This window comes from Brevibacillus nigriterrae, from assembly GCF_049846925.1.
Taxonomy (GTDB): Bacteria; Bacillota; Bacilli; order Brevibacillales; family Brevibacillaceae; genus Brevibacillus_H.
In genome coordinates, this window is the sequence record NZ_JBNCMT010000027.1 from 53,434 (window position 1) to 76,172 (window position 22,739).

Here is a 22,739-nt window from a genome sequence, read left to right on the forward strand (position 1 = left end):
AAACGCTTTACAAAAATACAAATACTAGTGATTTTCCTCAATTGATGACATTATTTCTTTAAGGAGTTCAGGTTCGTGCTTTTCCGCGAGCTGTACAAATCGATTGATGCTGTCGATATTAACAGAAAGATCATCAAGACGTAGCCATTTTTCTATGGGTTCAGGAGGACTCGGGATTCGTTTTTCCACGTAATACCTTCTGCTATTTTTAAAAATAATTTGGATAGTTTTTGCTAAGGCTTTAAATTCTTCATCAAAAAACTTTTGGGGAACATACGTAAGCAATCCATTGATTGGGATTGGAACCGCTGTATGTAACACTTGCCCAGAACCAATCAATAGCTCTTCGATCACTACAAAGACCACAAAATTGCGGTACTCCGGGTTGTTATTAATACTCACAGTAAGCCGATCTTTAGTCCATTCCAAAGTGTAGTCGATTTTGACCTTTTGGTTCTTCAAATCACGTTTTTCGCCTTCCCAATCTTGATCGCCTGGCTTCCCGATCACGTGAGTCGGTATAACATCGATTTCAATAGGTAAGATAGTTGAGGGTATTAACAGTTTTTTGCTAATCTCAAAATCTTGTATGGGTAAAAGTGGTGATATTGATTTTGTCTTCACAGGAATCCACCAATCGAATGTCTTTGCTGTCAGTTCAGCGGTACCTTGTAAGCGAATGGATTTGTCACGAGGACTTGATGTCCATTCTGATATTAAAGTGATTTCGTCAAGATCAGCATAAGTTTGAATCAATTCAAGTTTCTTGAAGTCGGGCTCGTCTGGGTCAGGTACATATTGTGCCCATTGGAACTGCGTGTACTCCGGCTCAAGCGAATTCAAAGTACGCAACTTGATTTTGTATTGTACGGGTCTTGCTCGTTTGATGGATTGCGTTCTTATCGAAGCTGTTGCAAAGAATTCCTGAGGCTCTCGGACGGCACTTGACTTGATAATACCAGTACCTATGATATGTGCACTCTCAACGGTGACGTTGCTTGATTGAAGGGGATTACGCCATAGGCCTGGTTTTTTACAATGTACTGTCTGACTCTGATCAGGCTCTGTTGACTCATGTCGTAAAAGAGTTTCTAGATGAAGAAGTTCGAAATATCCGCTTACCGCGAGCAGTTTAGCATAGTCACTTTTGGATTGTGCATTAGCCGCCTCGGCGCACTCCTCTGGATTTTTGATGATAAAAAGTCTAGAACTAGAAATAATACCAGGAGTAGGGGGAAGTTCTTCCAGAATGGCTGGCGGAATCCACTGTCCGTTCATCAAGCCTTCTGTGGATTTATAACCAGAAAGAATTGTTTCTTCTGATGGAATATGTCTACCCAAAGTAACGTGGAAGTTACCGAAAAAATCGTTATTATGATACCGAAGATCCAGTGCACCTACAGGCCAAAGCCTACAGTAAGGGGACACTCTGACCTTAAATATACCATGTAACCAATCATAGGAATCATATGTTACCTCATCTTCGGATAATACAATACTTGAAAAATGATATGGTGAATAGATTGTACGTGCCAGCACAAACTGACGCATTGACTGTGCAAGAACTGAGACTTGTTTAGCCAAACTTTTTAAATTATTTTGGAACTCACTCGTTGTACGGTATTCAGGTGAGATGCCTCGGATACCGTATAAGTAATCGCCTATAACCTTTGAAACCATCGGAACCATGATTCTATGATCAAAATAATTCTCATTTTGTTTCGGCATCGTCACCTGTAGCGGAGCGCTACTGGGACCACCAGGCATTGTATACAAAATACCAGGAAGATTACCCCAAACGAAAGTATGCTCGTTTTGGTTGAACATGGAGAACCAGGTTCTTGGATTTAATAATAAGCTGATATTGCTTCTATGAACTGAGTGTGAATTGTGTAGTATGATCCGATCATTTTCCAACTGTGTTATGCTAGGTTTTGTATGGTTCAGTTGTTCAACGTATTCTTTGACAGTATTAGCGAAGTCTCTAGAATCGAAAAATCCCTGCCAAAGGATTTCTCTCGTCGTTTCTTGGTTTGAATAAGCAGCTTCTTGAAGCTCATCAAACCTCTTTTGAACCAGTAACTCTAATGCTGATGGACCCTCTTTAAGAAAACCGAAAATTTTGGCAAGGTCAACCGCAACGGAAAGTACAGATCCGGCCACTGATACATAACCAGCAATTTTTCCAATAACATTGAGAACATCTAGGAGGTCAAGAGGAACAGACAAATTGTTGAAAATCTTGACAGTATCCTCATGATATTTATTCTTATTCTTATTAATATCTTTGAGTACGTCCTTAACCTCTTTTAGTGCATCACTTACCTTTTTAGGATCGACTGGGAGTTCAAACGGAGCATTATAAGCTGGTCTATTTGGGGGTGGTCCTTGAATAATATTTCCATTGCTATCTAAATAGAGACTGCCTCCAATATGAATCACATATGGTACACTACTCATTTTTTTTAAAAATACCTCCCACTATCATTTTATGTTTCTAATGTATTCTCACTGCTTCTTAGAATTCATCCATCGATCTTCTTGAGAGATGGAGAAGTCAGCAAAGATACGTTATGATAGTAGTTTCCTGATTATGGCCGTCCAATACGAACAAGAATGCAGAAAGTCCGAAGAAGAGGTATGATTCATATAGAACTCATCAATCCTATTTCAAAGTATGGCAAAGGGAGCACATAATGCGAAAACATGATAAATCGTCAAATTCACAACAAGAAAAAGTGACCAAACTGATAGTAAAAGAGCCAGTGGAGTTGATGGCATTTTTACTGGACAAGTTGTCAAACCGAGGACGTAATGCGGTCAAATCCATCCTTGCCCGTGGTCAGGTATCCGTAAACAATCAGGTGGTTACCAAATATAATTACCTGTTACGGCCAGATGAGCAAGTAACGATTCAATGGGGAAAGCCAGTGGAAGAAGTGAAGCTGTTTGGGCTGAAAATTTTGCATGAGGATGAGGACATCATCGTTGTTGTAAAAGACGCAGGGCTATTATCGATTGCATCGCCCGACGAAAAAGAACTGACAGCGTACCGACAACTGATGGAGCATGTCCGCCGGGAAAATCCCAAGAATCGAATCTTTATTGTTCACCGTCTTGACCGGGATACCTCTGGGGTCATGATGTTTGCCAAAAATGAAAAATCACAGCAAGCACTGCAAAATTCCTGGAACGAAGCAGTTGAGGAACGGACGTATGTCGCTTTGGTTGAAGGGACTGTGAAACGTACTGAGGGGACAATTACTTCTTGGCTGAAAGAAAGCAAAACGTTCATGATGTATTCCAGTCAAAAGCCAAATGACGGTCAAAAAGCAATCACCCATTACAAGTTGCTGCAATCGAATCGTGAGTATTCTCTGATGGAAGTGAACCTGGAGACAGGCAGAAAGAATCAAATTCGTGTGCATATGAAAGATATTGGACATCCGGTTGTAGGTGATAAAAAGTACGGTGCGAAGAAAAATCCAATTGGACGTCTCGGGCTCCATGCCAGGGTGCTCGCATTCACGCATCCTACCACCAAGCAAAAGCTACGATTTGAAACAAAAATTCCTGATAAGTTTCTTCATCCTTTCCAAGAAAAGAACACACGCTGATATAACACCAATCGGTGAGATTCATCCTTATGGGTACACTGGTTGCTGAAAGGAAAATAATGTTATACAATGTTTTTTAATGAAAACAAGGGAGTTGTGTTGATGTCGGTGGTTGTTCTTAACTAATCGAATTTCATAAGGGCTTTAAGAAGAAAGTGAATCCATGCAAAAAAGCACATCTTTGCATGCTTGTTTCGTATGTTCACTTTTGGAGATTCTTCAAGGAATCTTTTTGAGAGCCACGATAGTTAAGGACACTGTTTTACGCATCGATCAATTTCGGGACGGATATCAAATACAGGCTATGAATCCACGCTTTTTGCACTGGCTTTATACCTTTATTTTGATACACCTGCATACCGATATTTCTTGGGCTGCAAACGAGCGAGTGTTCGTTTGCAGCCCTTTTTGTGTTTTCATTAATCGATTTCAAGGAGGGCTCAACATTGAATCAAAACGCAATCAGTACACTCGAATTTGACTTGGTAAAAGAAAAGCTGATGAATTTTGCCATCTCAGAACAAGGGAAAGAAAAAGTGCGCAAGCTCCAACCCTACACTGATTTGGTAGTCATTGAAAATGCATTGCATGAAACCACCGAAGCCAGAGCAATCGTGGATAAAGGAGGAAGTGTTCCTCTTCATGGTCTTCACGATATCGAGCAGGTGATGGAGAAATTAGGGAAGGGAGCAAGTCTTCACCCAGATCAACTGATGGTCGTACAGGGTTTATTGGAAACAGGGAAAAAGCTGAAGAAATATATGAATGATAAAAAAACATTGGCCCCACAAGTGAGCAGCTATGCATGTTCTATTTATGACCTGGACGATTTGTCCAAAGAAATCTTGCGGTGCATCCGCTTTGGAAAAGTAGATGATCAAGCAAGCAAAGAACTATCCAAGGCACGCAAGAAAATTCGTATGATAGAAGATCGAATCAAAATGAAACTGGACAGTATCTTGAAGTCTTCGGCATACCGTGATTACATTCAGGATGGTGTTGTCAGCATGCGCGATGGCAGGTATGTCATTCCCATCAAGAAAGAGCACAGAAGACACATAGAAGGGAACATACTGGACAGTTCAGCAAGCGGCCAAACGGTATTTATTGAACCTGTCGAAGTGAAAAAGCTGCAAAATGAGCTACATCTGTTCAAAGCAGAAGAAGAGGTTGAGGAAGAGAAAATTCTTATCTACTTGACGAGCATGGTAGAGGAATACAAACAAGAGATATCAATCAATATCGAGACAATGGCTCACTACGATTTTCTGTTTGCAAAGGCGAAGTTAAGCAGATCCTTCCAAGGGAGAGCAGTTACGCTGAACAGACATAATACCATCCGCATCAAGGGGGCGAAGCATCCCCTAATCGGAGAATCAGCAGTACCGCTTGATGTTACCATTGGTAAAAGTTATACAGCTTTAGTCATCACGGGTCCGAATACGGGAGGCAAGACGGTAGCAATCAAAACAGTAGGACTCTTGGCGATCATGGTTCAGGCGGGATTGCACGTCCCCGTTCAAGAGGATAGTGAATTTCCTGTTTTCCAGGACATTCTGGTCGATATAGGAGATGGTCAGAGTATTGATCAATCTCTCAGTACGTTCTCAGCGCATATCCGTAATATCATTAGCATTCTTGAGCGTGCAAGGCCTCAAACACTCGTCATTGTAGATGAGCTTGGAACTGGCACAGATCCAATGGAGGGGATGGGTTTAGCAATCTCCATTCTGGAGGAACTGAATCGCAGAGGGGCTACCATACTTGCCACCACTCATTACAGCGAAATCAAGGAGTTCGCTGAAAAGGAGGCGGCTTTCGAGAACGGTTCTATGGAATTTGACCTGGAGACGCTGCGACCACTCTACCGCCTTCGTATCGGAAAAGCGGGAAAAAGTCAGGCGTTTCCCATTGCGCTCCGTTTAGGTATGGCTCGGGCATTAATCGAAAGAGCACATGAAATTACTTATAAGGAAACAAAAGTGTATGATAAATCAAGTTTCGAAGCACCAGTAAAGGATTATGACAACAGGCCTACTCAACAAGAAAAGCGGGAGAAGGAGGAAGAATTAAGCAAAAAACAGTCACAAAAACCAAGGGAGCCAGTGAGTGAAGCGGAGTATTCCATTGGCGATCGTGTTTACATCAGCAGTATTAAGACGTATGGCATCATCTGCGAGTTGGAGAATCATAAAGGTGAATTGGGTGTCATGGTGGGACAAAAGAAGTTAAAAATCAACAAGAAACGGCTTGCCCTCCAGATTAAGAGTAAAAAACTGTATCCAGATAACTATGATATGGCCATTGTCTTCGATTCGAAAGAGACAAGGAAAAAGGAACGGATCATGAAAAAAAGGCATGTGGAGGGCCTTACAATCGATCGGACAGAAGAATAAACGTGAGAGAAATATTTAGATACATTTTCCATGTTTTGGCTGTAAAATTAATGGGAGTTACATTTTGTGGAGGAGAGCAGGTGTGAAATACATGGGTATTAAAGCTGTATTATTTGATTTTGATGGAACATTAGCTGATACATTGCCATTGTCTTTTACTGCCTTTCAGTACGTATTTCAAAAGTATGAGCAACGGGAAGTTTCCCAGGAAGAAATCATTGCCATGTTTGGCCCAACGGAAGATGGAATTATTGCCAAAAACTTTTCAAATCAAGCAAATGTTTCAGCAGCCATTCAAGATTATTACCGAATCTATGAGCAGGGGCATCTTGAAAATAAAATAACGGCTAAAGAAATCCTAGAATTGCTAGATTTATTACATTCAAAAGGCATCCGTATGGGAGTCATCACAGGGAAAAGTAGAAACGCTTACGATATCTCAGTAAATTCTCTTGGCATGGCGCATTATTTTGACGTTGTTATTACTGGAGATGATGTACAAAAGCCAAAGCCAGACCCGGAAGGCATCAGGACAGCGTTATCCATGCTGGAGGTTCCCAAAGAAGATGCCATTTTTGTCGGTGATAGCAATGCTGATATCCAGGCAGGCAAATCAGCAGGTGTACGAACAGTCGGAGTCCAGTGGTTATCGACTTATCAAAGCACTCATTTCGAGGCTGAGCCGGATATGATATTCACCAAAGTCCAAGAGTTTATTGTTTTTCTTTCACAAATTTCCTGACAAGCAACAAAAGCAATCCGTACAAACCAAGTCCAAGCAACAATAAACTGAAAATACCGACACCGCTTTTGTCAGGACGATTGATTACACCAAAAGAGACCTCATTTTGCAAATACTGTACATTTTCATAGGAGTTGACGATGTCGGGCGTATAAAAGTATGTGAGAATCATGCCTGATGCCATCGGTAAAAGAAAGAGAACCAAAAGGGTAAAGAGCAGTGAGAAGATCAAGGCTTTGATTAGTAACTTGTATGGGCTGTCCCCATTCAAAAAGAAATAGCGTAACATAATGACCTCCGTTTAACTTCAGAATCCTATGGTAAAATGTGGTTGTGGAGAGGGGGCAAAGCATGAAACAAGTAAGCGTTTTAGGATACATGGTTCTCCTATTATTGCTGGTGCTGGTAACCCTGACAGGTTGTTATCAAAAACCGGAATTTGAAGACCCTGGTCGAGAAGGAAGACAGGCAAGAACCCAAATCAATCGATATTACTCATCCTTATCCGAGGCAAGTCTACATCCAATAGAAATGAATGGTGTCGTGCTCCCTTTAAAACAAGAGGGAAACCAGAAGTCGGCCTTAATAACACATGGCATTTATCTGTTCACAAAAGGCTATCGTGTTCAGGCTATATCAGAACCGATGCTCATTTCTTATGAAAAGCCTTTTGCAACTTATACGATCGATGTAGAGGTTGAGTATCCCAAAGATCCATTCATTTCTGCAAGAGTATGCAATTTTGAATACGAAGACAAGTAAATGCTGGGGAGGAAATCCAATTGAAAGCAATTCTGGTCACTGCGTTTGGCGGGACTGAAAATATGATCTATTCTGACGTTGAGATGCCAACCATCGAGTCGACACAAGTGTTGATCCGGGTACAAAAAACGAGTGTCAACTTTGCCGATATCAAATCTCGCTACGGGAAAAAGGGAGCTGGCACACTGCCTTTTATCCCAGGTCTCGATGCCGCAGGTGTCATTGAGCAGGTAGGCTCTCGGGTACAGCATTTGAAGGCTGGTCAACGTGTGATTGCCTTCCCTGCGAACGGGTCTTATGCCGAATATATTGTAGCAGATGAAAAGCTAACCTTCGTCATACCTGATGAATTAGATTATGAGATCGCTGCAGCATGTCCGGTTGTTTCCTTTACTTCTTATAATTTGTTAGCGAATGTGGCGAGAATAGAAGCAGGAGAGACTGTGTTGATTCACGCCGCTGCAGGCGGAATCGGGACGACAGCGATACAATTAGCCAAACGGCTCGGTGCAGGGACAGTAATTGGCACTGTAAGCAATCAGAATAAAGCAGCCATAGCATTAGAAGCAGGTGCCGACCATGTCATCTGTTATGAAAATGGAATCTTTTCTGATAAAGTAATAGAAGTAACAAATGGTCAAGGGGCCAACGTGATTCTGGACTCCATCTCAGGCAGAGTAACTGAAAACAGCCTTGAATGTCTGGCTCCCTATGGTCGGCTTGTTCATTTTGGCAATTCGAGCGGCGAAGTTGGATCGTTCAAAACAGTAGATTTGCATGCTAGCTGCCGCTCTGTTCTTGGATTCAGCTTTGGAACTACTCGCAAAATGCGGCCGCATTTGATAGGGGCAACGGCTGAACAAGTATTTCGCTTTTTAAGTGATGGAAGCTTGCAAATCCGGATTGGGAAGCGGTTTTCTTTACAAGACGCGGCGAAAGCACACGACTGGGTAGAAAGTAGACAAAGTACCGGAAAAGTACTGCTCGATGTACGATAGTTACTTATATCCCGTTAAGTGACCCAGTTGCTGGATGACTTGCAGATCACTCATCTCGCACCATAATTCTTTGATTTTGTCATCCTCTATTCGTAAGATAAGAATCCCTGTTTCTTTGATTCGTTGGTCCTCACCAGGAATATCCAAGAGCCCACCTTTGTAGGTAGAATATCCAGAATAGCGGGCAACTACTTTGTCGCCCTGTTCGATGATATCGTGGACAAACCACTCTCGGTCTACAAATGAGGTGCAATACCAGTCGAGCCATGACTTGAACTTGCCGCTGCCTTTAAAGCCTTCGTCGTGACCCTGGGAGTAAACGATCATGTCAACATCACATACTTCGTCAACTGCCTGATGATTTCCAGCGGTAAAAACGCCAGAAAACCATTTTTGGACGATTACTTTGTAACGGTAAGACATTCTATCAACTCCTTCCACAATCTGTATTTTATTTTAACATAGGAAATCATATCCAGGGGAGAGTGAAGACATGTTAATAGATAGAAGAACTCCCTCCAAACTACTAACACCTGCTAGCGGCTTTCTCCAAGGATACTCTCATACACTGAATCCGTATGTTGGCTGCCAGTTTGCATGCAGTTATTGCTATGTGAGAGAAATGCCAGTTGCGAAATTCCGGGGAATAGAATGGGGAACGTGGGTAGATGTCAAGGAACAGGCTGCTGAAAAATTTCGTAAAGAATTGCGTACGGCAAAGAAAAAAGGCCCAGTTACGATCTTTATGAGCTCGGCAACTGATCCTTATCAGCCAGTCGAATACAAGGAACAGATTACGAGAAGCCTGATTCAGGTCATGACCGAAGAGCATCCTGACTATCTATTTCTCCAGACCCGTTCACCGCTCGTTCTGCGAGACATGGATTTGCTAGAACGATTAAAAGACAGACTACGAATCAGCATTACCATTGAGACCGATTGGGAAGAGATGCGTAAAGTATTCACCCCGCAAGCTCCGCCAATCGCTGCCAGAATGCGTGCGCTACGAACTTTTTTTCAAGCGGGATATGATGTCCAGGCTGCTGTATCGCCGATTTTGCCATCGAGTGATCAGTTTGTTGAAAAACTGTCTGCTTGTACGTCAAGAGTTGTTTTGGACAATTTCGTTGGCGATGGCTCAGGTGGGAAGCGTTCTGCTCGCTTAGGTTTGTTGAAGAAATACGAAGAGAGAGATTTGCAGAAATGGTATGCACCAGAAGCGATTAACCATGTACACGAACAATTCTCGAAACATTTCACAGATGATCAGTTGTTTATTAGCCAATGCGGATTTTTACCAGGGTAAAGGAGCTTAGACAAATGAATGAAAATAAACTGTCACCTGAAGCGGTTGTTCAAGATCAACTGGATGCATATAACGCCAGAGATATAGAGGCTTTCTTGCGTACCTATGCGGAGGATGTGCAGATTTTGGAGCATCCGAGCGGAAAGCTCATCATGACAGGACACGCTGAATTACGAGAAGTATACTCGGAAATTTTCAACTCCAATCCAGAAATGCACTGCAAAATAGTAAATCGGACGGTGTTCGGGAAGTTTGTGCTGGATCTGGAGCATTTGACAGGACGGGTCAATCGGGAACCGTTTCAGGCTCTTGCCATGTATGAGGTAGAAGGTAATGTGATTACTCGTGTCTGGTTTTTGAAGGAAGAGTAAGAATAGTAGTACAATTTTCCTGAATTTGCTATAGTTAACAGAGAGCGTGATTTCTCACAGGGGGAATATTGAATGAAGAAAGTGCTGTTTGCATATGATGGTTCTGATAATTCCAAAAGGGCAGTAGAGCAATTAATTGAATTAGGAAAAAGAATCGGGGATATGGAAATCGGGGTAATCTCAGTAGTGCCAGAAGCAGACAAAAAACTTCTTGATCAAGTTCCCACGTATGGGGAGTGGCACGCCGAATGTATTCACAAAGCTGAGAAAGACGTGGATGAAGTCTGTGAGCAGTTGAGTGCAAACGGACTGGAAGCAGAACCGATTGTAAAGGTTGGCTCACCCGCACTGACGATCATTGAAGAGGCCAAAGAGCAGGGGTACGACACAATTATGATTGGCCACCGTGGCAAACTGCTGGGTAGCGTAAGTATCAAAATTATTGATCTTTCTCCTGTGGCAGTATATATTGCAAGTTAATAAAGTATAGAATGTACATACGTAAGCACTGGTCGAAAAGGCTGGTGCTTTTCTATTTTTTGAGAATGTTTTCTCAAGAATAAGCCTGCTTAATTCCATTTGATGAGAAGGAATGTGTCCGAACTGCATGCTGAAATCATTCGTTCATGGGGAGAGAGTACATAAATATCTTTTGGCATTGAAATTGCTTAAATAATTAGTGAATTCAAATTCTGGAAAGGGTGATAGAAATGGAACGCAAATCGAGAGAAGAAGCGTTGCAATTGGCGGGTGAGGTTCTCGGGTTTATTCAGGGTGAAAGCCTAACAATCGAACAGAAAAAGAAAATCGTCAGTGACTCCATTGATAACTTTAGTAATTACGTGACTAAAGCCATATTGTCTCATCGCAAGTCAGTCTCAACAGATTTCTCGGTTGTGGAGTGGGAAGACGAAGGTGCAGTTTTTCGGGACACGATGGGAGACGAATACATTGACTGTCTGGGAGGATATGGGGTGTATCTTTTAGGGCACCGTCATCCCAAAGTAGTGAAGGCTGTGGAATCCCAGATGAGACGTTATGCGTTGCACAGTCAGGAAATGGTTGATCCGCTAAGAGGATACTTATCCAAATTGGTCGCCTATATTACTCCAGGTGATTTGCAGCATTCCTATCTCGTCAACTGCGGGACCGAAGCAAATGAAATGGCGTTAAAGCTGGCTCGTTTGGCAACGGGGAAAAAGTACTTCATTTCGACGGAAAGAGGCTTTCACGGAAAAACGATGTTTTCGCTCTCCGCCTCAGGAAAAGCGTTGTTCCGGGAACCGTATCATCCATTGGTTCCGGGCTTCCAGCACGTTCCGTATGGTGATGCCGATGCGGTTGAGCAAGCCATTCGGATGTTGATTAGTACGGGAGAAACGGTTGCCGGGGTTATCGTAGAGCCAATCCAGGGGGAAGGCGGCGTGAATATTCCTCCCGATGACTATTTGCCTCGTCTTCGTGAAATCTGTGATAAATACGAATGCTTGCTGATCGTCGATGAAGTGCAGACGGGTATGGGGCGTACAGGAACACTGTTCGGCGTCGATCACTGGAATGTCGTTCCAGATATTATGACGCTTGGCAAAGCCTTTGGTGGAGGTGTCATGCCGATTGCAGCCATGGTAGCGAAACGCAAATGGTGGGGCAAGATGGAAGAAAACCCGTTTTTGCTGGGCTCATCCACATTTGGCGGCAACCCGCTGTGCTGTGCGGGAGCGATCGCTGGGATTCATACCATTCTGGAAGAGAATATCCCTCAGATGGCGAAGGAAAAAGGAGACTATATCATATCAAATCTGAAAGAAATTCAACAAAGGTATCCGCACATTCTCGTTGACGTTCGTGGCAAAGGCTTGCTGATTGGGATGGAGTTTGCCAATAACAGTCTCGGCTATACACTAGCCAAACAACTATTTGGCAAGAAAATCCTTGTTGGCGGCACGATTAATAACGCCACAGTCATCCGTATCGAACCACCTGCCATCATCTCGTACGAACAAATCGATTATGTTCTCGCCTGCATCGAAGAGGGAATCGCACAGTTAGCCAAAGAGTGCAAAGTAATAAGCTGAGAGCGGAGGATGAACTGATGGCCCATAAGCAAATGTATATCAATGGTGAGTGGGTTGATTCGTGTTCACAAGAAACATTCACTGTGACGAATCCGGCTACGGGAGAAGTCATTGCCAATGTCACCAAAGGGAACAGAGATGACACGCAACGAGCCATTCTTGCCGCAAGAGAAGCATTTGACGAGTCAGGCTGGGCTGATTCCCATGCCCGGGAGAGAGCGGAACTATTATGGAAGGTGGCTGATCTGATCGAGCTGCGGGCAGAGGAGTTTGCACGCATCGATACGTTGAACAACGGCAAACCCTTGCGGGAATCTACCTATGATGTAGCAGATGCTATCAACCAATTCCGCTATTACGCTGGGTTATGTACCAAGCCGCAGGGGCAAACGTACGATGTACCTGATGATATACAGGCATTTGTCGTCCGGGAGCCCATCGGTGTGGTGGGTGCGATAACGTGTTGGAATTATCCACTTGTGATGAACGCACAAAAAATTGCCCCGGCACTTGCAGCAGGCAATACGTTAGTATTAAAGCCAGCAGATTTGACACCACTTTCCACAATCATGTTGTTCGAATGTCTGGAGAAAGCGGGCCTCCCGCCAGGAGTCGCTAATTTGGTAACAGGGCCAGGAAGTGTGGTCGGTGATGAAATTTCCAAAAATCCTTTCGTCGATAAGGTTGCTTTCACAGGTGGTACGGAGACCGGAATCACCATCATGAAAAATGCCGCTGACACCGTGAAGAAATTATCACTGGAGCTTGGGGGCAAGTCGCCTAATATCGTGTTTGCAGACGCAGACTTCGAAACGGCTGTTGACTATGCGCTGTTTGCCATTTTTGCCAACCAAGGGGAGGTCTGCTCGGCTGGATCCCGTCTTATTTTGCAAGAAAGCATATACGACCAATTTGTCGAGCGCTTAGTGGAACGTGCCATGAAAATAACCGTGGGGAATGGGCTTGACCCAAATACGGAGATGGGACCGCTGATTTCTGCCAGCCATATGGAGCGGGTGCTTTCCTACATTCAGCTTGGGATCAATGAGGGAGCCCGACTGTTGTGCGGCGGACATCGAATGGTGAGTGAAGGTCTCGAAAAAGGGTATTTCGTAGAACCGACCATATTGGAGGCCCACCGATCCGATTTGCGAATCGTTCAGGAAGAAATCTTTGGTCCTGTACTGGTCATACAGAAATTCCGTACCGAAGACGAGGCGATTCGACTGGCAAATGGCACGAAATACGGCTTGGCGGGTGCTGTCTTTACCAATGACGGAGCAAAAGCACAGCGGGTGATTCGCAAACTTCGTGCAGGTATTACGTGGATCAACACCTATCACCCAACGTTTAATGAGGCGCCGTGGGGTGGGTACAAACAGAGTGGAATCGGGCGTGAGCTAGGCACGTATGGGTATGAAGCGTACACCGAGGTCAAACAGATCAATATCAACTTACGGGTACAACCAAGCGGATGGTTCCAAAATTGAACACTCCCACCACCTTTAGAGGTGAGGGATTCTTGCGAACAGAGAAGTATTCTTCCCTTTCTTAGCAAGCGTTTCTGCGGTTCCCGCAGCTTAGTTGGCGTGTGCCAACAAACGAAGTCCTTCTTGCTTGATATTGATGCTGGCATTCTGGTCACGGTCATGGCGAGTTCCGCATTTCGTACAAATCCATTTTCGTAGATTGAGATTTTTCACATCTGGATTGCGACTGCTACACACATGACAAAGCTGACTACTTGGAAAGTTCTTCGCCACGACCACTAGATCTCGTCGATACCAGGTAGCCTTGTATTCCAACATCGTACGAAGCGTTGCCCAACTCACTTCAGCGATAGACTTAGCCAGCTTGTGATTTTTCAACAAGTTGGCTACTTGCAAATCTTCCAAGCAGATCGTTTGGTTTTCACGAATCCACTTCGTTGAGAGCTTGTGCAAGAAGTCCTGTCGACAATTGGCAATCTTCTCATGAATACAAGCCACTTTTTCCTGGGCCTTGTGCCAATTGGAACCTCCTTTTGTGCGTCGAGAGAGCCTGCGTTGCCAAAAGGCAAGTTGTCTCTCAAATTTACGTAGATGCTTCGGATTGGCAACAACTTCGCCATTGGAGCAAACGGCAAACGATTTGATCCCTAAGTCAATCCCAATGGCGGTATCCATTTTCGGTAACGGTTGGATCTCCGTTTCGCAGAGGATGGAAACAAAGTATTTGCCACTCGGGTTTTTGCGGATAGTGGCCGAAAGGATACGTCCTTCTACATCTTTTGACTTGGCAAAGCGAACCCATCCCAACTTGGGGAGTTTTAGAAAGTTACCTTCGATAGCAATGTTGCCATTGGTGTACTTGGTGGTATAGCTTTGCACAGGATTCTTGCGACTCTTAAAACAAGGAGCTTCGCTTTGTTTCTGAAAGAAGCGATCAAACGCATCCGCCAGATGGCGAACAGCGGTTTGCAAGGCAATGCTGTCAACTTCCTTAAGCCAAGCAAAGGTTTTCTTCATATCAGGAAGCTGTGTTGCACAAGTGTTGTAAGACAACCCTTTGTTTGTTTCTTTGTAGGTAACGTTCCATTTGGCAAGGAAGTGGTTAAAGACAAAGCGAGAGCATCCCAATGTTTTGTGAATGAGTAATTGCTGATCATTGGTAGGATAGATGCGAAAGCGAAAGGCTTTGTGGTGCAACATTGGAACGTCCACCTCCTTTGGTAGATGTTTCCTACAGTATAGCACATACGTTCGGTTGTGTGCACAAAAATCACCGATTCATCACCCTCTTATAGAAGAGGGAGTCTTCTTGGTTATTTTAGATAAAATTTAATAAAAAAAGAGTCGCCGGTGGAAAAAAATGTTATCATGCACTTGTGTCCAAAACAATTTTTTTCCAGAGGTGACCATTGCGATGCCATACATCAATCTGCAAATAACGAAGGGTGCAACAAGAGACCAAAAAGCACAGATCGTGAAAGAGTTCACACAAACACTTGTGCAGGTGCTAGGCAAAAAACCTGAACATACCCATATTGTAATCCAAGAAATTGAGGATGAGAATTGGGGATTTGCAGGAATTTTGACTGATGATTTCCGCAAGTTGGAGAAGTAAGGCATTATCCATATGGGATGGCGAGAGAAGAGTTCAAAATCAATTCCTCGCCATGTTCTCCCATATACCGATTCCCCTTATCGAGAAAGCCGCATTTTTTGTATAAATGTATAGCTGGAAGATTCGTATGATGTACAGTCAGGACGATCTCATTGCTTTGCGGAAATAGATTTTTGGCAAAGGAGGGCAGTAGATGAAGTGAGTCTACTGCCAATTGTTTGCCCTGATAACGCTGATCGATAGAAAATGACTTGAAGATAACCGCCTGTTTGTTCGCCGTGTATCGATTGGCTGAATCTCCAAAATGCAGTACGAAAAAACCGATAATGGAATCACTCAAACAAATCACGATTGGACATTGTTGCGAATCTTTCTCGCATTCTCTCAAGGCATCTACAGGCATAGAGGTGTAAATCGCTTGCTCATTTGGCAAGCAGTAATGGGTTAATGCTTCAAAGTCGCCTTGCTGATAATGACGTAAGGTTACCATCGTTATTTCCTTTCGTAGATCCAGTTGGTCAGTAGTGTATCGAAAGTATCAGGTTCTTCAAACATCGGATTATGTCCGCTTTGCTCAAAAACTGCCTTTGTCACATGAGGGCATTGGTCTTCAATCGAGTCCCACAAGGAGGCGGGAGCGACCAGATAATCGTATTTGCCCAGGCCAAGGAACACCGGTTTATCCAAATCGGATAACCCTTTTACGAGGTCTAGTTGGGCGAAGGCTTCTCCCCACAGATAATCGATAATTTGCATATTTGTATAGACGCCATCCCACATGGCAGTTGCATCAAATGTAAAATCATAGAAACTGTGAGCACCCATTCGGATTAACAGATGAGCGAATCGTCTATCAGGTTCTTTCTCAATATCGCTGGCGAGTAAAGCGATGTCACGTTCGAATTTTTCTTTTCGTTCGGGACTAGCTGTCTCGTTAAAATAGGCGAAGCTTTGTTGTTGTCTTTCGTTGCTGTTAGAAGGCGCAGAATTGAGTAACACGACTTTTTTTACATGCTTGGGATATTTTTTGGCGTATTCCAATGCCATGAAAGCATGACCTGAATGACCTAGAATGACAAAATCAGTTAGATTCAGCGTTTCTCGAATGGTCTCCAGATCATCGACCACACGATCCAGGGTGTAATCTTCGGGCTTCAACTGGCGTGGTGGTCGGACAAAGCCTCGATGGTCAATAAAAATCAGCTTCAATTTTTTCTTGATTTCCTGTGAGAAAAGTCGGGGATAGTAGACCTTACTTCCCACAACCATGACGGGAACTCCTTCTCCCTCGATGCGATAGCCAAGCGCAAAACCATCTATTACAATAACTCCCTTGTCTTTCAACTCTATCAGTCTCCTATTCTACCTTTTCAAGCTTGGCAGATGTTTTTTTACCATATTATTCAAGAGTATTGCTGAAATCAATATCAGAATAATAAAATTTTATTAACGAATTTCTTGATTGATTGACTCCTTTAGTTGACATTGAATAATGAATAGTGTAAAAATAGAAAATAATTTAACATTATGATCAACAAATCAACAAAAATTCATTGACGAGAACGAGTAAGCTACTGTCTTGTTCCCCAGAGAGTTGGCCACGTGCTGAAAGCCAATGTTCAGGAGTTAGCTGAAAATCCTCTCCGAGAAGGAAAGCTGAATGTAAACTAGTAAGCTGCCCCGGTTTCCTGCCGTTACGAGGGACGCGTATGATAGTACGTCGCATAAGGTGCCGTGGGATCATTTTCTTACATGATCTTGCAGGAACAAGGGTGGTAACGCGAGTTCAAATCTCGTCCCTTCATGGGGCGGGATTTTTTATTTTTTGATGAATTCAGGAGTGGAGGAAAAAAAGATGAATACAGAGAGAATCAAACTAGAAGACCTGATTGTAGCAGGTCACCTATTGAAGGATGTCGTGGACCATACCCCTTTGCAGAAGAACCTGATTTTATCGGAGCGTTATAACTGCAATGTTTATTTGAAACGAGAAGATTTACAGGTAGTCCGTTCGTTCAAAATCCGTGGTGCCTATAATTTGATGCGAAGCCTGAGTGATGAACAGCTTGAAAGGGGAGTCGTCTGTGCAAGTGCAGGCAACCATGCGCAAGGTGTTGCTTACTCTTGCCGAGCAATGGAGGTACAGGGGAAAATCTTTATGCCAGCGACCACTCCCCGCCAAAAAATCTCCCAAGTTAAGCTGTTCGGAGGTCCCTATGTGGAAGTACTTCTGATCGGAGACACATTTGATGATTCTTTACGAGAGGCAGTAGCGTATTGCGAGCGAGAGGGTATGCAGTTTATCCATCCGTTTGACCACCCGAAAATTGTTGCAGGGCAGGGAACTGTAGGACTGGAGATATTAAATGACATGCGAGAGCCAGTCGATTACATTTTTGCGGGCATCGGCGGTGGTGGTTTGATCGCCGGAGTCGGGACGTATGTGAAAGGCGTTCAGCCTACTGTACAGATCATTGGGGTAGAAGCAGCAGGTGCACCTTCCATGCAAAAATCCCTTGAAAATGGCAAAGTGGTTGCGCTTGATGAGATTGATAAATTTGTGGATGGCGCAGCGGTAAAGCGTGTCGGTGAACTGACGTATGAGATCAGCCAGGAAGTAATCGATGATATTGTGGTCGTTCCCGAGGGGAAAGTTTGTACTACGATTCTCGAACTATATAATGAAAATGCAATTGTGGCCGAGCCGGCAGGAGCTTTATCCATAGCCGCGCTGGATTTCTACCGGGATCAGATTGAAGGGAAAACGGTCGTTTGTGTCATCAGCGGCGGCAACAACGATATAGACCGCATGCAGGAAATTAAAGAGCGCTCGCTGATTTATGAAGGCTTGAAGCATTACTTCCTGGTGAATTTTCCACAACGTGCAGGTGCACTTCGTGAGTTTCTGGTACATGTCCTCGGGCCGAACGATGATATCACACGATTTGAATATGTAAAGAAAACGAGTAAAGAGAATGGCCCTGCTTTGGTAGGGATTGAGCTTAAGCAAAGAGATGATTATGAACCATTGATTGAGCGGATGGTAGCACGAGGCATTCAGTTTAGTGAGCTTAACAAGGATTCGAATCTGTTCAATTTACTAGTGTAAGTTCATGAGACCTAGAAGAAGCCCTTGGAGAACTCCTAAGGGCCTTCTTTCATGAGATGGCTATTATCAAAAAAATGAAGCACAAATTCTTTGAATCGCAAAGCTGCTGGTGATAAGTAACGTCCCTGAACGAATGCGAGTCCGATCACACGATGGCATTTTGGCTGACTGACAGGAATTTGCACAATCTTGCTCTCATCCAACCCTCTTAGATGAGGGAGAAGAGAGACTCCCAAGCCTGCTGCAACAAGTCCTGCTACGGTAGCTGCTTCTTCGCCTTCAAAAGTAATGTTCGGATTGATTCCCATTTGGGTAAACAGACGATCGGTGGTCATTCGCATGGCATAGCCTTTTTTCAAAGAAATGAACGGCTCGCTAGCGATTTCCTCCAGCGTGACATTCTCGGCGTTTGCAAGCGGATGTCCATGGGGGACAATGACAAAAATCTCCTCACTCCAAAGTGGGGTCCACTGAATCGGCAATTTCATCTCGGTTGGTTCAGCAACCAGGCAGAGGTCAAGCTCGCCAGCATCCAGATGCTCCAACAGTGAATAGCTGTGATTTTGCGTCAGTTCGAAGCTGATGTTGGGGGAATGAGTACGGAATGCTCCAATTAAGTCAGGGATCAGTGTTGTGCCAAGCGTATGCAAAAATCCGATGGCAACCTCTCCATGGTCCGGATGAATCAAATCGTGGAGCTCCTTTTTACTTTCATCAAATTCATTCAATATTCGATTGACCCTTTTCAAAAAAAGCTGTCCATATCGATTCAATTGAATGGTACGGCCTATTCGATCAAACAGTGGGACACCCAGTTCTTCTTCCAAACGGGCAATCGAACGGCTTAAGGCTGGTTGAGAAAGAGACAAAGATTCTGCTGCTCGTGTGACATGCTGCAAACTGGCTAGCGTCTGAAAGTATTCAAGTTGTTGCCACTCCATGGGGGAAACCTCCACTGGTACTGTATTTTTGTCTGAATCATTACCTACACGCATTAAAATGATGATTATTATAAATTATACATCATAAAACAGCGATGGTAGTATAAAAGTACATTCAGAACGCTTTACAGGGAGGTCTTAACCAGCATGGGATACATACAGCAAGGAACTTCAGCCTTTCGCAAATCCAATCTCGCTTTTTTTGCTGCTGGTTTTAATACATTTGCCATACTCTACAGCACGCAGCCATTAATGCCAGAATTTACAAAAGAATTTCACATTACGCCCACGATGGCAAGCCTGTCGCTTTCCATGTCAACGATTTCACTAGCATTCAGCTTGCTGTTGTTTGGCTCGATTTCTGAAGTATGGGGACGTAAACCGGTGATGATCATCTCCTTGCTGTTTGCTTCTGCCTTATCCATTTTGACAGCATTCAGTACATCATTTGAAGCGTTATTGTTGTTTCGAGTACTACAAGGAATTGCACTTGGAGGACTTCCTTCTATTGCGATGGCCTATCTGGGAGAAGAGATGGAGCCTGCTAGTCTCGGTGTGGCGATGGGGCTTTATATCAGCGGAAATTCACTTGGAGCGGTATGTGGCAGAATCATTTCAGGTATGATGACAGATTTATTTAACTGGCATATTGCGATGGGGACGATCAGTTTGATCAGTATCATTGCCAGTTTCATCTTTTGGGTGAACTTGCCAAAGTCTCAAAATTTTCATCCACGTTCACCGGATTTTCGAATGTTGACGGCATCATTGTTCAGTCATCTGAAGGATCCTGGTCTACTTTGTTTGTATGGAATCGGGTTTCTCATTCTTGGCAGTAATGTTGCTTTGTATAATTACATGGGGTATGTCTTGACATCCGCACCTTATTTTCTCAGTCAGACACTGGTCGGCTGGATTTTCATCGTTTTTCTGGTAGGCATGGTCAGCTCCGTCTGGATGGCCAAAATGGCAGATCAATACGGACGTCAAAAGGTGCTGCTTTTCTCATTGTTTCTTACTCTGGCTGGAGCCTGTTTGACGCTGGATTCTCATCTTTGGATAAAGATTGTGGGTTTGCCGATCCTGACTTTCGGATTCTTCGGAAGCCACTCCATTGCGAGTAGTTGGGTAGGGAGAAGAGCGCTTCACGACAAAGCCCAAGCTTCCTCTCTTTATCTGTTCTTTTATTATGCGGGCTCCAGTATTGGTGGGACGGCAGGAGGGGTTTTTTGGTCTTTATTTGGTTGGGGAGGTGTCGTTGCGATGATCTCCGGATTTTTACTTTTTGCTTTACTACTTGCATTACGTCTGGCAAAATTAGCACCTAATAGGGCTCCCCATTTCGGCCAAAAAGCGTTTTGACCTTTGCATACATGCGAATAGGAAGGCTGGAGAAAACGATGGCAAGATTTCCTGCTTCGATAGTAGGGATATCCTCGGGTGTTTCGATCACATACCGAATTCCAAGAGATTTAAGCGCATCCGAATACTGTTTTGCTTCAGACCAGGCTACAACGAAATAAATCGATTTTTCCATTTACCTTATTTCTCCTTTCAAACGATCTTGCGACTTCAAATTCCATGTTTTATTGTGCCTTACTTTCTGGTTATAGTTCAAGCCAGTCAATCGTCCAAACTGCAGCACTGAAAAGTTTATCTTTTAAACAGGACCTCCGGCAGAGACCTCCCGCTTCAACTGTTCCTTGACTTCGGGAGCTAGTTCAAGCCAATGTATGTTCCAAAGTGCAGCCTCCAAGGCGTATAAAGCAAGAAGGTTTATTTTCTCAGGGTATTTTTCTTTCAGACGTCTATAGGCTTCCACTGAACCGAGCTGATTTAGATCATCGTACCCTTGTATACCAATTTCACGTAACCATGGCTCTGTTTTCGCTCCAATATTTTTCAGATTCATTGTTTTTTTCATTCACTACTAACCTCCTTCTTATAAAGGGATGCCATTTCATCAAGGTGCCTTCGGATCATTTGTTGCAGTTCTGAAGGTGCCTCTACGATTGCTTCCGCTCCACAACTTAGAAAAAAGCTAGCTGCCCAGTCCAAATAACCAGATGTCATTTTCCTTTGTATCATGCCACTTCCATCCTTAGTCACAATAAGTCCCTCCGCAAGCCATGCATCGTTTTTACAGAGTAGAACTCCCTTTTTTGTCAATCGTACGCTTAACTCATATCGCTCATTCTCTTCCTCATGTTGCATTTCTTTTCTGAACCAGTCTGTTATGGGGAATTCATCAAAGTTTTTCTTCTGCACTTGGTTTGAGCTTACGGAAAGGGAGATCACGCGATCAGCACGAAACAGACGATATTGGTTGCTGAGAAAATCAAAAGCAGGGCAGTACCATCTTCCGTTCATCGAGTACAAACCGATCAGTTGCACATCCCTTTCACTGATCCCACGTACTGATTCATAGCGAATATGGTAAACTTTTTGATCGATAGCTCCTTCAAGAAGGTCAGCTAAATGGGGTGCTTCCCAAGTTTGGACAGGAATCCAGAACAATAGTCGCTGCTGAAGCTTATTTAAACGCTCACGAATGTCTTCAGGTAACACAGAATAAAACTTGGCGAGTGCAGATTTCCAGTCAGACTCCATCGGTAATGAATGAAAATATTGCAGAGATTGAACAGCAAAGTAAAGCGCTGTGGCTTCCTTTTCTGTAAACGAAAGCGGGGGAAGCGTTCGTTCTTTAATGACTCGATAGCCGCCGTGGACACCTAATTCTGAATAAAGTGGAACTCCAAGCGAACTTAATTCGTTTATGTCACGTAGAATGGTTCGCTTAGAAACCCCAAAACGGTTAGAAAGCTCCTTGAGTGTATACTTTTGACGAGTATTCACTGTTAGCAATAGCTCAAGAAGTCGTTGAGATTTATTCATTCCGCTCACCTCAGAAAAAATATAACACAGAAAGGTGACAGAATCTGTCTATATTTAGGTCTATAGTGAAGTTGTAAGCAAAAATCTGCCTGTATGAATGGAGTGAATCAAAGAATGATGTCATGCTTAGAAGTGGTAACCTATCAGTTGAAACAGGGTGTTAGCAAAGAAAGCTATATGAACTATGTAAAAAAACTGCAAGAAATGGTAGCAGGTTTGGAAGGGTTTATCCATCGTGAAGTGTTTTATAATCATACAAGTGAAGAATGGATTGAGGTTGTAGGATGGGATAATAAAGAGGCTGCTGCCAAGGCAGAAAAAGTACTCATGCAAGAACCGTGTATGCTGGAAGGAATGGGGTTAATTAATGAAGCAACGTTAAAACTGCAGTATTATGATAAAGTGTTATAGAAGGTATGAAA

Annotated in this window: 24 protein-coding genes and 1 other annotated feature; of the genes, 14 read left to right on the plus strand and 10 right to left on the minus strand. The window is 43.5% G+C overall.

Going from position 1 to position 22,739, the window contains the following annotated elements; genetic code table 11:
- Positions 1-24 precede the first annotated feature (24 nt).
- A complete protein-coding gene (locus tag ACPW7N_RS18920) occupies positions 25-2,460 on the minus strand; it encodes a hypothetical protein (protein ID WP_425652658.1) in 2,436 nt (811 codons plus the stop codon).
- 236 nt (positions 2,461-2,696) lie between these two features.
- Between ACPW7N_RS18920 and ACPW7N_RS18925 the strand changes: the two genes are divergently transcribed.
- The 3 genes from ACPW7N_RS18925 to ACPW7N_RS18935 all read left to right on the plus strand — a co-directional run bounded on the left by ACPW7N_RS18925 (position 2,697) and on the right by ACPW7N_RS18935 (position 6,755).
- Positions 2,697-3,617: an RluA family pseudouridine synthase gene (locus ACPW7N_RS18925; RefSeq protein WP_425652659.1), complete on the plus strand. Its 921-nt coding sequence runs from the start codon at positions 2,697-2,699 to the stop codon at positions 3,615-3,617.
- 446 nt (positions 3,618-4,063) lie between these two features.
- Positions 4,064-6,013, plus strand: a complete 1,950-nt coding sequence (locus ACPW7N_RS18930) for an endonuclease MutS2 (protein ID WP_425652660.1) — start codon at positions 4,064-4,066, stop codon at positions 6,011-6,013.
- A 91-nt stretch (positions 6,014-6,104) separates the two neighbouring features.
- Positions 6,105-6,755, plus strand: a complete 651-nt coding sequence (locus ACPW7N_RS18935; RefSeq protein ID WP_425652661.1) for an HAD family hydrolase — start codon at positions 6,105-6,107, stop codon at positions 6,753-6,755.
- Here the strand turns inward: ACPW7N_RS18935 and ACPW7N_RS18940 are convergent.
- Positions 6,727-7,044: a hypothetical protein gene (locus ACPW7N_RS18940; RefSeq protein ID WP_425652662.1), complete on the minus strand. Its 318-nt coding sequence runs from the start codon at positions 7,042-7,044 to the stop codon at positions 6,727-6,729. The two genes, ACPW7N_RS18935 and ACPW7N_RS18940, sit on opposite strands and share 29 nt — an antisense overlap.
- Before the next feature lie 62 nt (positions 7,045-7,106).
- Between ACPW7N_RS18940 and ACPW7N_RS18945 the strand changes: the two genes are divergently transcribed.
- The gene (locus ACPW7N_RS18945; protein WP_425652663.1) at positions 7,107-7,517 is read left to right on the plus strand and encodes a hypothetical protein; all 411 of its coding nucleotides are present in this window, start codon (positions 7,107-7,109) and stop codon (positions 7,515-7,517) included.
- 20 nt (positions 7,518-7,537) lie between these two features.
- Positions 7,538-8,515, plus strand: a complete 978-nt coding sequence (locus ACPW7N_RS18950) for a quinone oxidoreductase family protein (protein ID WP_425652664.1) — start codon at positions 7,538-7,540, stop codon at positions 8,513-8,515.
- Here the strand turns inward: ACPW7N_RS18950 and ACPW7N_RS18955 are convergent, their stop codons facing one another.
- The gene (locus ACPW7N_RS18955; protein WP_425652665.1) at positions 8,516-8,938 is read right to left on the minus strand and encodes an ester cyclase; all 423 of its coding nucleotides are present in this window, start codon (positions 8,936-8,938) and stop codon (positions 8,516-8,518) included.
- Positions 8,939-9,008: 70 nt separating this feature from the next.
- Between ACPW7N_RS18955 and ACPW7N_RS18960 the strand changes: the two genes are divergently transcribed.
- The 5 genes from ACPW7N_RS18960 to ACPW7N_RS18980 all read left to right on the plus strand — a co-directional run bounded on the left by ACPW7N_RS18960 (position 9,009) and on the right by ACPW7N_RS18980 (position 13,757).
- On the plus strand, positions 9,009-9,821 hold the full coding sequence (locus ACPW7N_RS18960; protein WP_425652666.1) for an SPL family radical SAM protein: 813 nt from the start codon (positions 9,009-9,011) through the stop codon (positions 9,819-9,821).
- Positions 9,822-9,835: 14 nt separating this feature from the next.
- A complete protein-coding gene (locus tag ACPW7N_RS18965; RefSeq protein WP_425652667.1) occupies positions 9,836-10,192 on the plus strand; it encodes a nuclear transport factor 2 family protein in 357 nt (118 codons plus the stop codon).
- A 72-nt stretch (positions 10,193-10,264) separates the two neighbouring features.
- Positions 10,265-10,672 (plus strand): universal stress protein, encoded by a 408-nt coding sequence (locus tag ACPW7N_RS18970; protein ID WP_425652668.1) that lies wholly within the window; start codon positions 10,265-10,267, stop codon positions 10,670-10,672.
- Positions 10,673-10,902: 230 nt separating this feature from the next.
- Positions 10,903-12,267 (plus strand): aminotransferase class III-fold pyridoxal phosphate-dependent enzyme, encoded by a 1,365-nt coding sequence (locus ACPW7N_RS18975; protein ID WP_425652669.1) that lies wholly within the window; start codon positions 10,903-10,905, stop codon positions 12,265-12,267.
- 17 nt (positions 12,268-12,284) lie between these two features.
- The gene (locus tag ACPW7N_RS18980) at positions 12,285-13,757 is read left to right on the plus strand and encodes an aldehyde dehydrogenase family protein (RefSeq protein WP_425652670.1); all 1,473 of its coding nucleotides are present in this window, start codon (positions 12,285-12,287) and stop codon (positions 13,755-13,757) included.
- 90 nt (positions 13,758-13,847) lie between these two features.
- On the opposite strand, the gene tnpB is transcribed toward ACPW7N_RS18980, so the two are convergent.
- Complete coding sequence (tnpB, locus tag ACPW7N_RS18985) at positions 13,848-14,957, minus strand: IS200/IS605 family element RNA-guided endonuclease TnpB (protein ID WP_425652672.1); 1,110 nt, start codon at positions 14,955-14,957, stop codon at positions 13,848-13,850.
- A 214-nt stretch (positions 14,958-15,171) separates the two neighbouring features.
- Here tnpB and ACPW7N_RS18990 point away from each other — a divergent pair, with 214 nt between their 5' ends.
- Positions 15,172-15,372: a tautomerase family protein gene (locus ACPW7N_RS18990; protein WP_425652674.1), complete on the plus strand. Its 201-nt coding sequence runs from the start codon at positions 15,172-15,174 to the stop codon at positions 15,370-15,372.
- A 4-nt stretch (positions 15,373-15,376) separates the two neighbouring features.
- Here ACPW7N_RS18990 and ACPW7N_RS18995 read toward each other — a convergent pair whose 3' ends face one another.
- Positions 15,377-15,862, minus strand: a complete 486-nt coding sequence (locus ACPW7N_RS18995) for a GNAT family N-acetyltransferase (RefSeq protein ID WP_425652676.1) — start codon at positions 15,860-15,862, stop codon at positions 15,377-15,379.
- A gap of 2 nt (positions 15,863-15,864) precedes the next feature.
- Positions 15,865-16,716, minus strand: coding sequence for an alpha/beta fold hydrolase (locus ACPW7N_RS19000; RefSeq protein WP_425652678.1), 852 nt, complete (start codon positions 16,714-16,716; stop codon positions 15,865-15,867).
- Positions 16,717-16,916: 200 nt separating this feature from the next.
- Positions 16,917-17,176, plus strand: a binding site (T-box leader).
- Positions 17,177-17,227: 51 nt separating this feature from the next.
- Between ACPW7N_RS19000 and ilvA the strand changes: the two genes are divergently transcribed.
- Positions 17,228-18,481, plus strand: coding sequence for a threonine ammonia-lyase IlvA (gene ilvA, locus ACPW7N_RS19005; RefSeq protein WP_425652679.1), 1,254 nt, complete (start codon positions 17,228-17,230; stop codon positions 18,479-18,481).
- A 35-nt stretch (positions 18,482-18,516) separates the two neighbouring features.
- Here the strand turns inward: ilvA and ACPW7N_RS19010 are convergent, their stop codons facing one another.
- Complete coding sequence (locus ACPW7N_RS19010) at positions 18,517-19,422, minus strand: LysR family transcriptional regulator (protein ID WP_425652681.1); 906 nt, start codon at positions 19,420-19,422, stop codon at positions 18,517-18,519.
- Between the two features lie 147 nt (positions 19,423-19,569).
- Here ACPW7N_RS19010 and ACPW7N_RS19015 point away from each other — a divergent pair, with 147 nt between their 5' ends.
- Positions 19,570-20,784, plus strand: coding sequence for an MFS transporter (locus ACPW7N_RS19015; protein ID WP_425652682.1), 1,215 nt, complete (start codon positions 19,570-19,572; stop codon positions 20,782-20,784).
- Here ACPW7N_RS19015 and ACPW7N_RS19020 read toward each other — a convergent pair.
- The 3 genes from ACPW7N_RS19020 to ACPW7N_RS19030 form a co-directional block, all read right to left on the minus strand.
- The gene (locus tag ACPW7N_RS19020; protein WP_425652683.1) at positions 20,747-20,959 is read right to left on the minus strand and encodes a hypothetical protein; all 213 of its coding nucleotides are present in this window, start codon (positions 20,957-20,959) and stop codon (positions 20,747-20,749) included. The genes ACPW7N_RS19015 and ACPW7N_RS19020 overlap by 38 nt on opposite strands.
- Before the next feature lie 123 nt (positions 20,960-21,082).
- Complete coding sequence (locus ACPW7N_RS19025) at positions 21,083-21,346, minus strand: TfoX/Sxy family DNA transformation protein (RefSeq protein WP_425652684.1); 264 nt, start codon at positions 21,344-21,346, stop codon at positions 21,083-21,085.
- On the minus strand, positions 21,343-22,317 hold the full coding sequence (locus tag ACPW7N_RS19030; protein WP_425652685.1) for a helix-turn-helix transcriptional regulator: 975 nt from the start codon (positions 22,315-22,317) through the stop codon (positions 21,343-21,345). Before ACPW7N_RS19030 ends, ACPW7N_RS19025 begins: the two co-directional genes overlap by 4 nt.
- A 114-nt stretch (positions 22,318-22,431) precedes the next feature.
- Between ACPW7N_RS19030 and ACPW7N_RS19035 the strand changes: the two genes are divergently transcribed.
- Complete coding sequence (locus ACPW7N_RS19035) at positions 22,432-22,728, plus strand: hypothetical protein (protein WP_425652686.1); 297 nt, start codon at positions 22,432-22,434, stop codon at positions 22,726-22,728.
- The last annotated feature ends 11 nt before the right edge of the window (positions 22,729-22,739 follow it).

What these genes read in the sequence shown, in the direction of transcription:
- ACPW7N_RS18935 (WP_425652661.1), top strand. Translation starts at nt 6,105, where the DNA reads ATGGGTATTAAAGCTGTATTATTTGATTTTGATGGAACATTAGCTGAT.
- ACPW7N_RS19025 (WP_425652684.1), bottom strand. Translation starts at nt 21,346, where the DNA reads ATGAAAAAAACAATGAATCTGAAAAATATTGGAGCGAAAACAGAGCCA.
- ACPW7N_RS18920 (WP_425652658.1), bottom strand. Translation starts at nt 2,460, where the DNA reads ATGAGTAGTGTACCATATGTGATTCATATTGGAGGCAGTCTCTATTTA.
- ACPW7N_RS19035 (WP_425652686.1), top strand. Translation starts at nt 22,432, where the DNA reads ATGATGTCATGCTTAGAAGTGGTAACCTATCAGTTGAAACAGGGTGTT.
- ACPW7N_RS19010 (WP_425652681.1), bottom strand. Translation starts at nt 19,422, where the DNA reads ATGGAGTGGCAACAACTTGAATACTTTCAGACGCTAGCCAGTTTGCAG.
- tnpB (WP_425652672.1), bottom strand. Translation starts at nt 14,957, where the DNA reads ATGTTGCACCACAAAGCCTTTCGCTTTCGCATCTATCCTACCAATGAT.
- ACPW7N_RS18945 (WP_425652663.1), top strand. Translation starts at nt 7,107, where the DNA reads ATGAAACAAGTAAGCGTTTTAGGATACATGGTTCTCCTATTATTGCTG.
- ACPW7N_RS18970 (WP_425652668.1), top strand. Translation starts at nt 10,265, where the DNA reads ATGAAGAAAGTGCTGTTTGCATATGATGGTTCTGATAATTCCAAAAGG.
- ACPW7N_RS18980 (WP_425652670.1), top strand. Translation starts at nt 12,285, where the DNA reads ATGGCCCATAAGCAAATGTATATCAATGGTGAGTGGGTTGATTCGTGT.
- ACPW7N_RS18925 (WP_425652659.1), top strand. Translation starts at nt 2,697, where the DNA reads ATGCGAAAACATGATAAATCGTCAAATTCACAACAAGAAAAAGTGACC.
- ACPW7N_RS18960 (WP_425652666.1), top strand. Translation starts at nt 9,009, where the DNA reads ATGTTAATAGATAGAAGAACTCCCTCCAAACTACTAACACCTGCTAGC.
- ACPW7N_RS18975 (WP_425652669.1), top strand. Translation starts at nt 10,903, where the DNA reads ATGGAACGCAAATCGAGAGAAGAAGCGTTGCAATTGGCGGGTGAGGTT.
- ACPW7N_RS19030 (WP_425652685.1), bottom strand. Translation starts at nt 22,317, where the DNA reads ATGAATAAATCTCAACGACTTCTTGAGCTATTGCTAACAGTGAATACT.
- ilvA (WP_425652679.1), top strand. Translation starts at nt 17,228, where the DNA reads ATGAATACAGAGAGAATCAAACTAGAAGACCTGATTGTAGCAGGTCAC.
- ACPW7N_RS18995 (WP_425652676.1), bottom strand. Translation starts at nt 15,862, where the DNA reads ATGGTAACCTTACGTCATTATCAGCAAGGCGACTTTGAAGCATTAACC.
- ACPW7N_RS19015 (WP_425652682.1), top strand. Translation starts at nt 19,570, where the DNA reads ATGGGATACATACAGCAAGGAACTTCAGCCTTTCGCAAATCCAATCTC.
- ACPW7N_RS18965 (WP_425652667.1), top strand. Translation starts at nt 9,836, where the DNA reads ATGAATGAAAATAAACTGTCACCTGAAGCGGTTGTTCAAGATCAACTG.
- ACPW7N_RS18940 (WP_425652662.1), bottom strand. Translation starts at nt 7,044, where the DNA reads ATGTTACGCTATTTCTTTTTGAATGGGGACAGCCCATACAAGTTACTA.
- ACPW7N_RS18955 (WP_425652665.1), bottom strand. Translation starts at nt 8,938, where the DNA reads ATGTCTTACCGTTACAAAGTAATCGTCCAAAAATGGTTTTCTGGCGTT.
- ACPW7N_RS19020 (WP_425652683.1), bottom strand. Translation starts at nt 20,959, where the DNA reads ATGGAAAAATCGATTTATTTCGTTGTAGCCTGGTCTGAAGCAAAACAG.
- ACPW7N_RS18990 (WP_425652674.1), top strand. Translation starts at nt 15,172, where the DNA reads ATGCCATACATCAATCTGCAAATAACGAAGGGTGCAACAAGAGACCAA.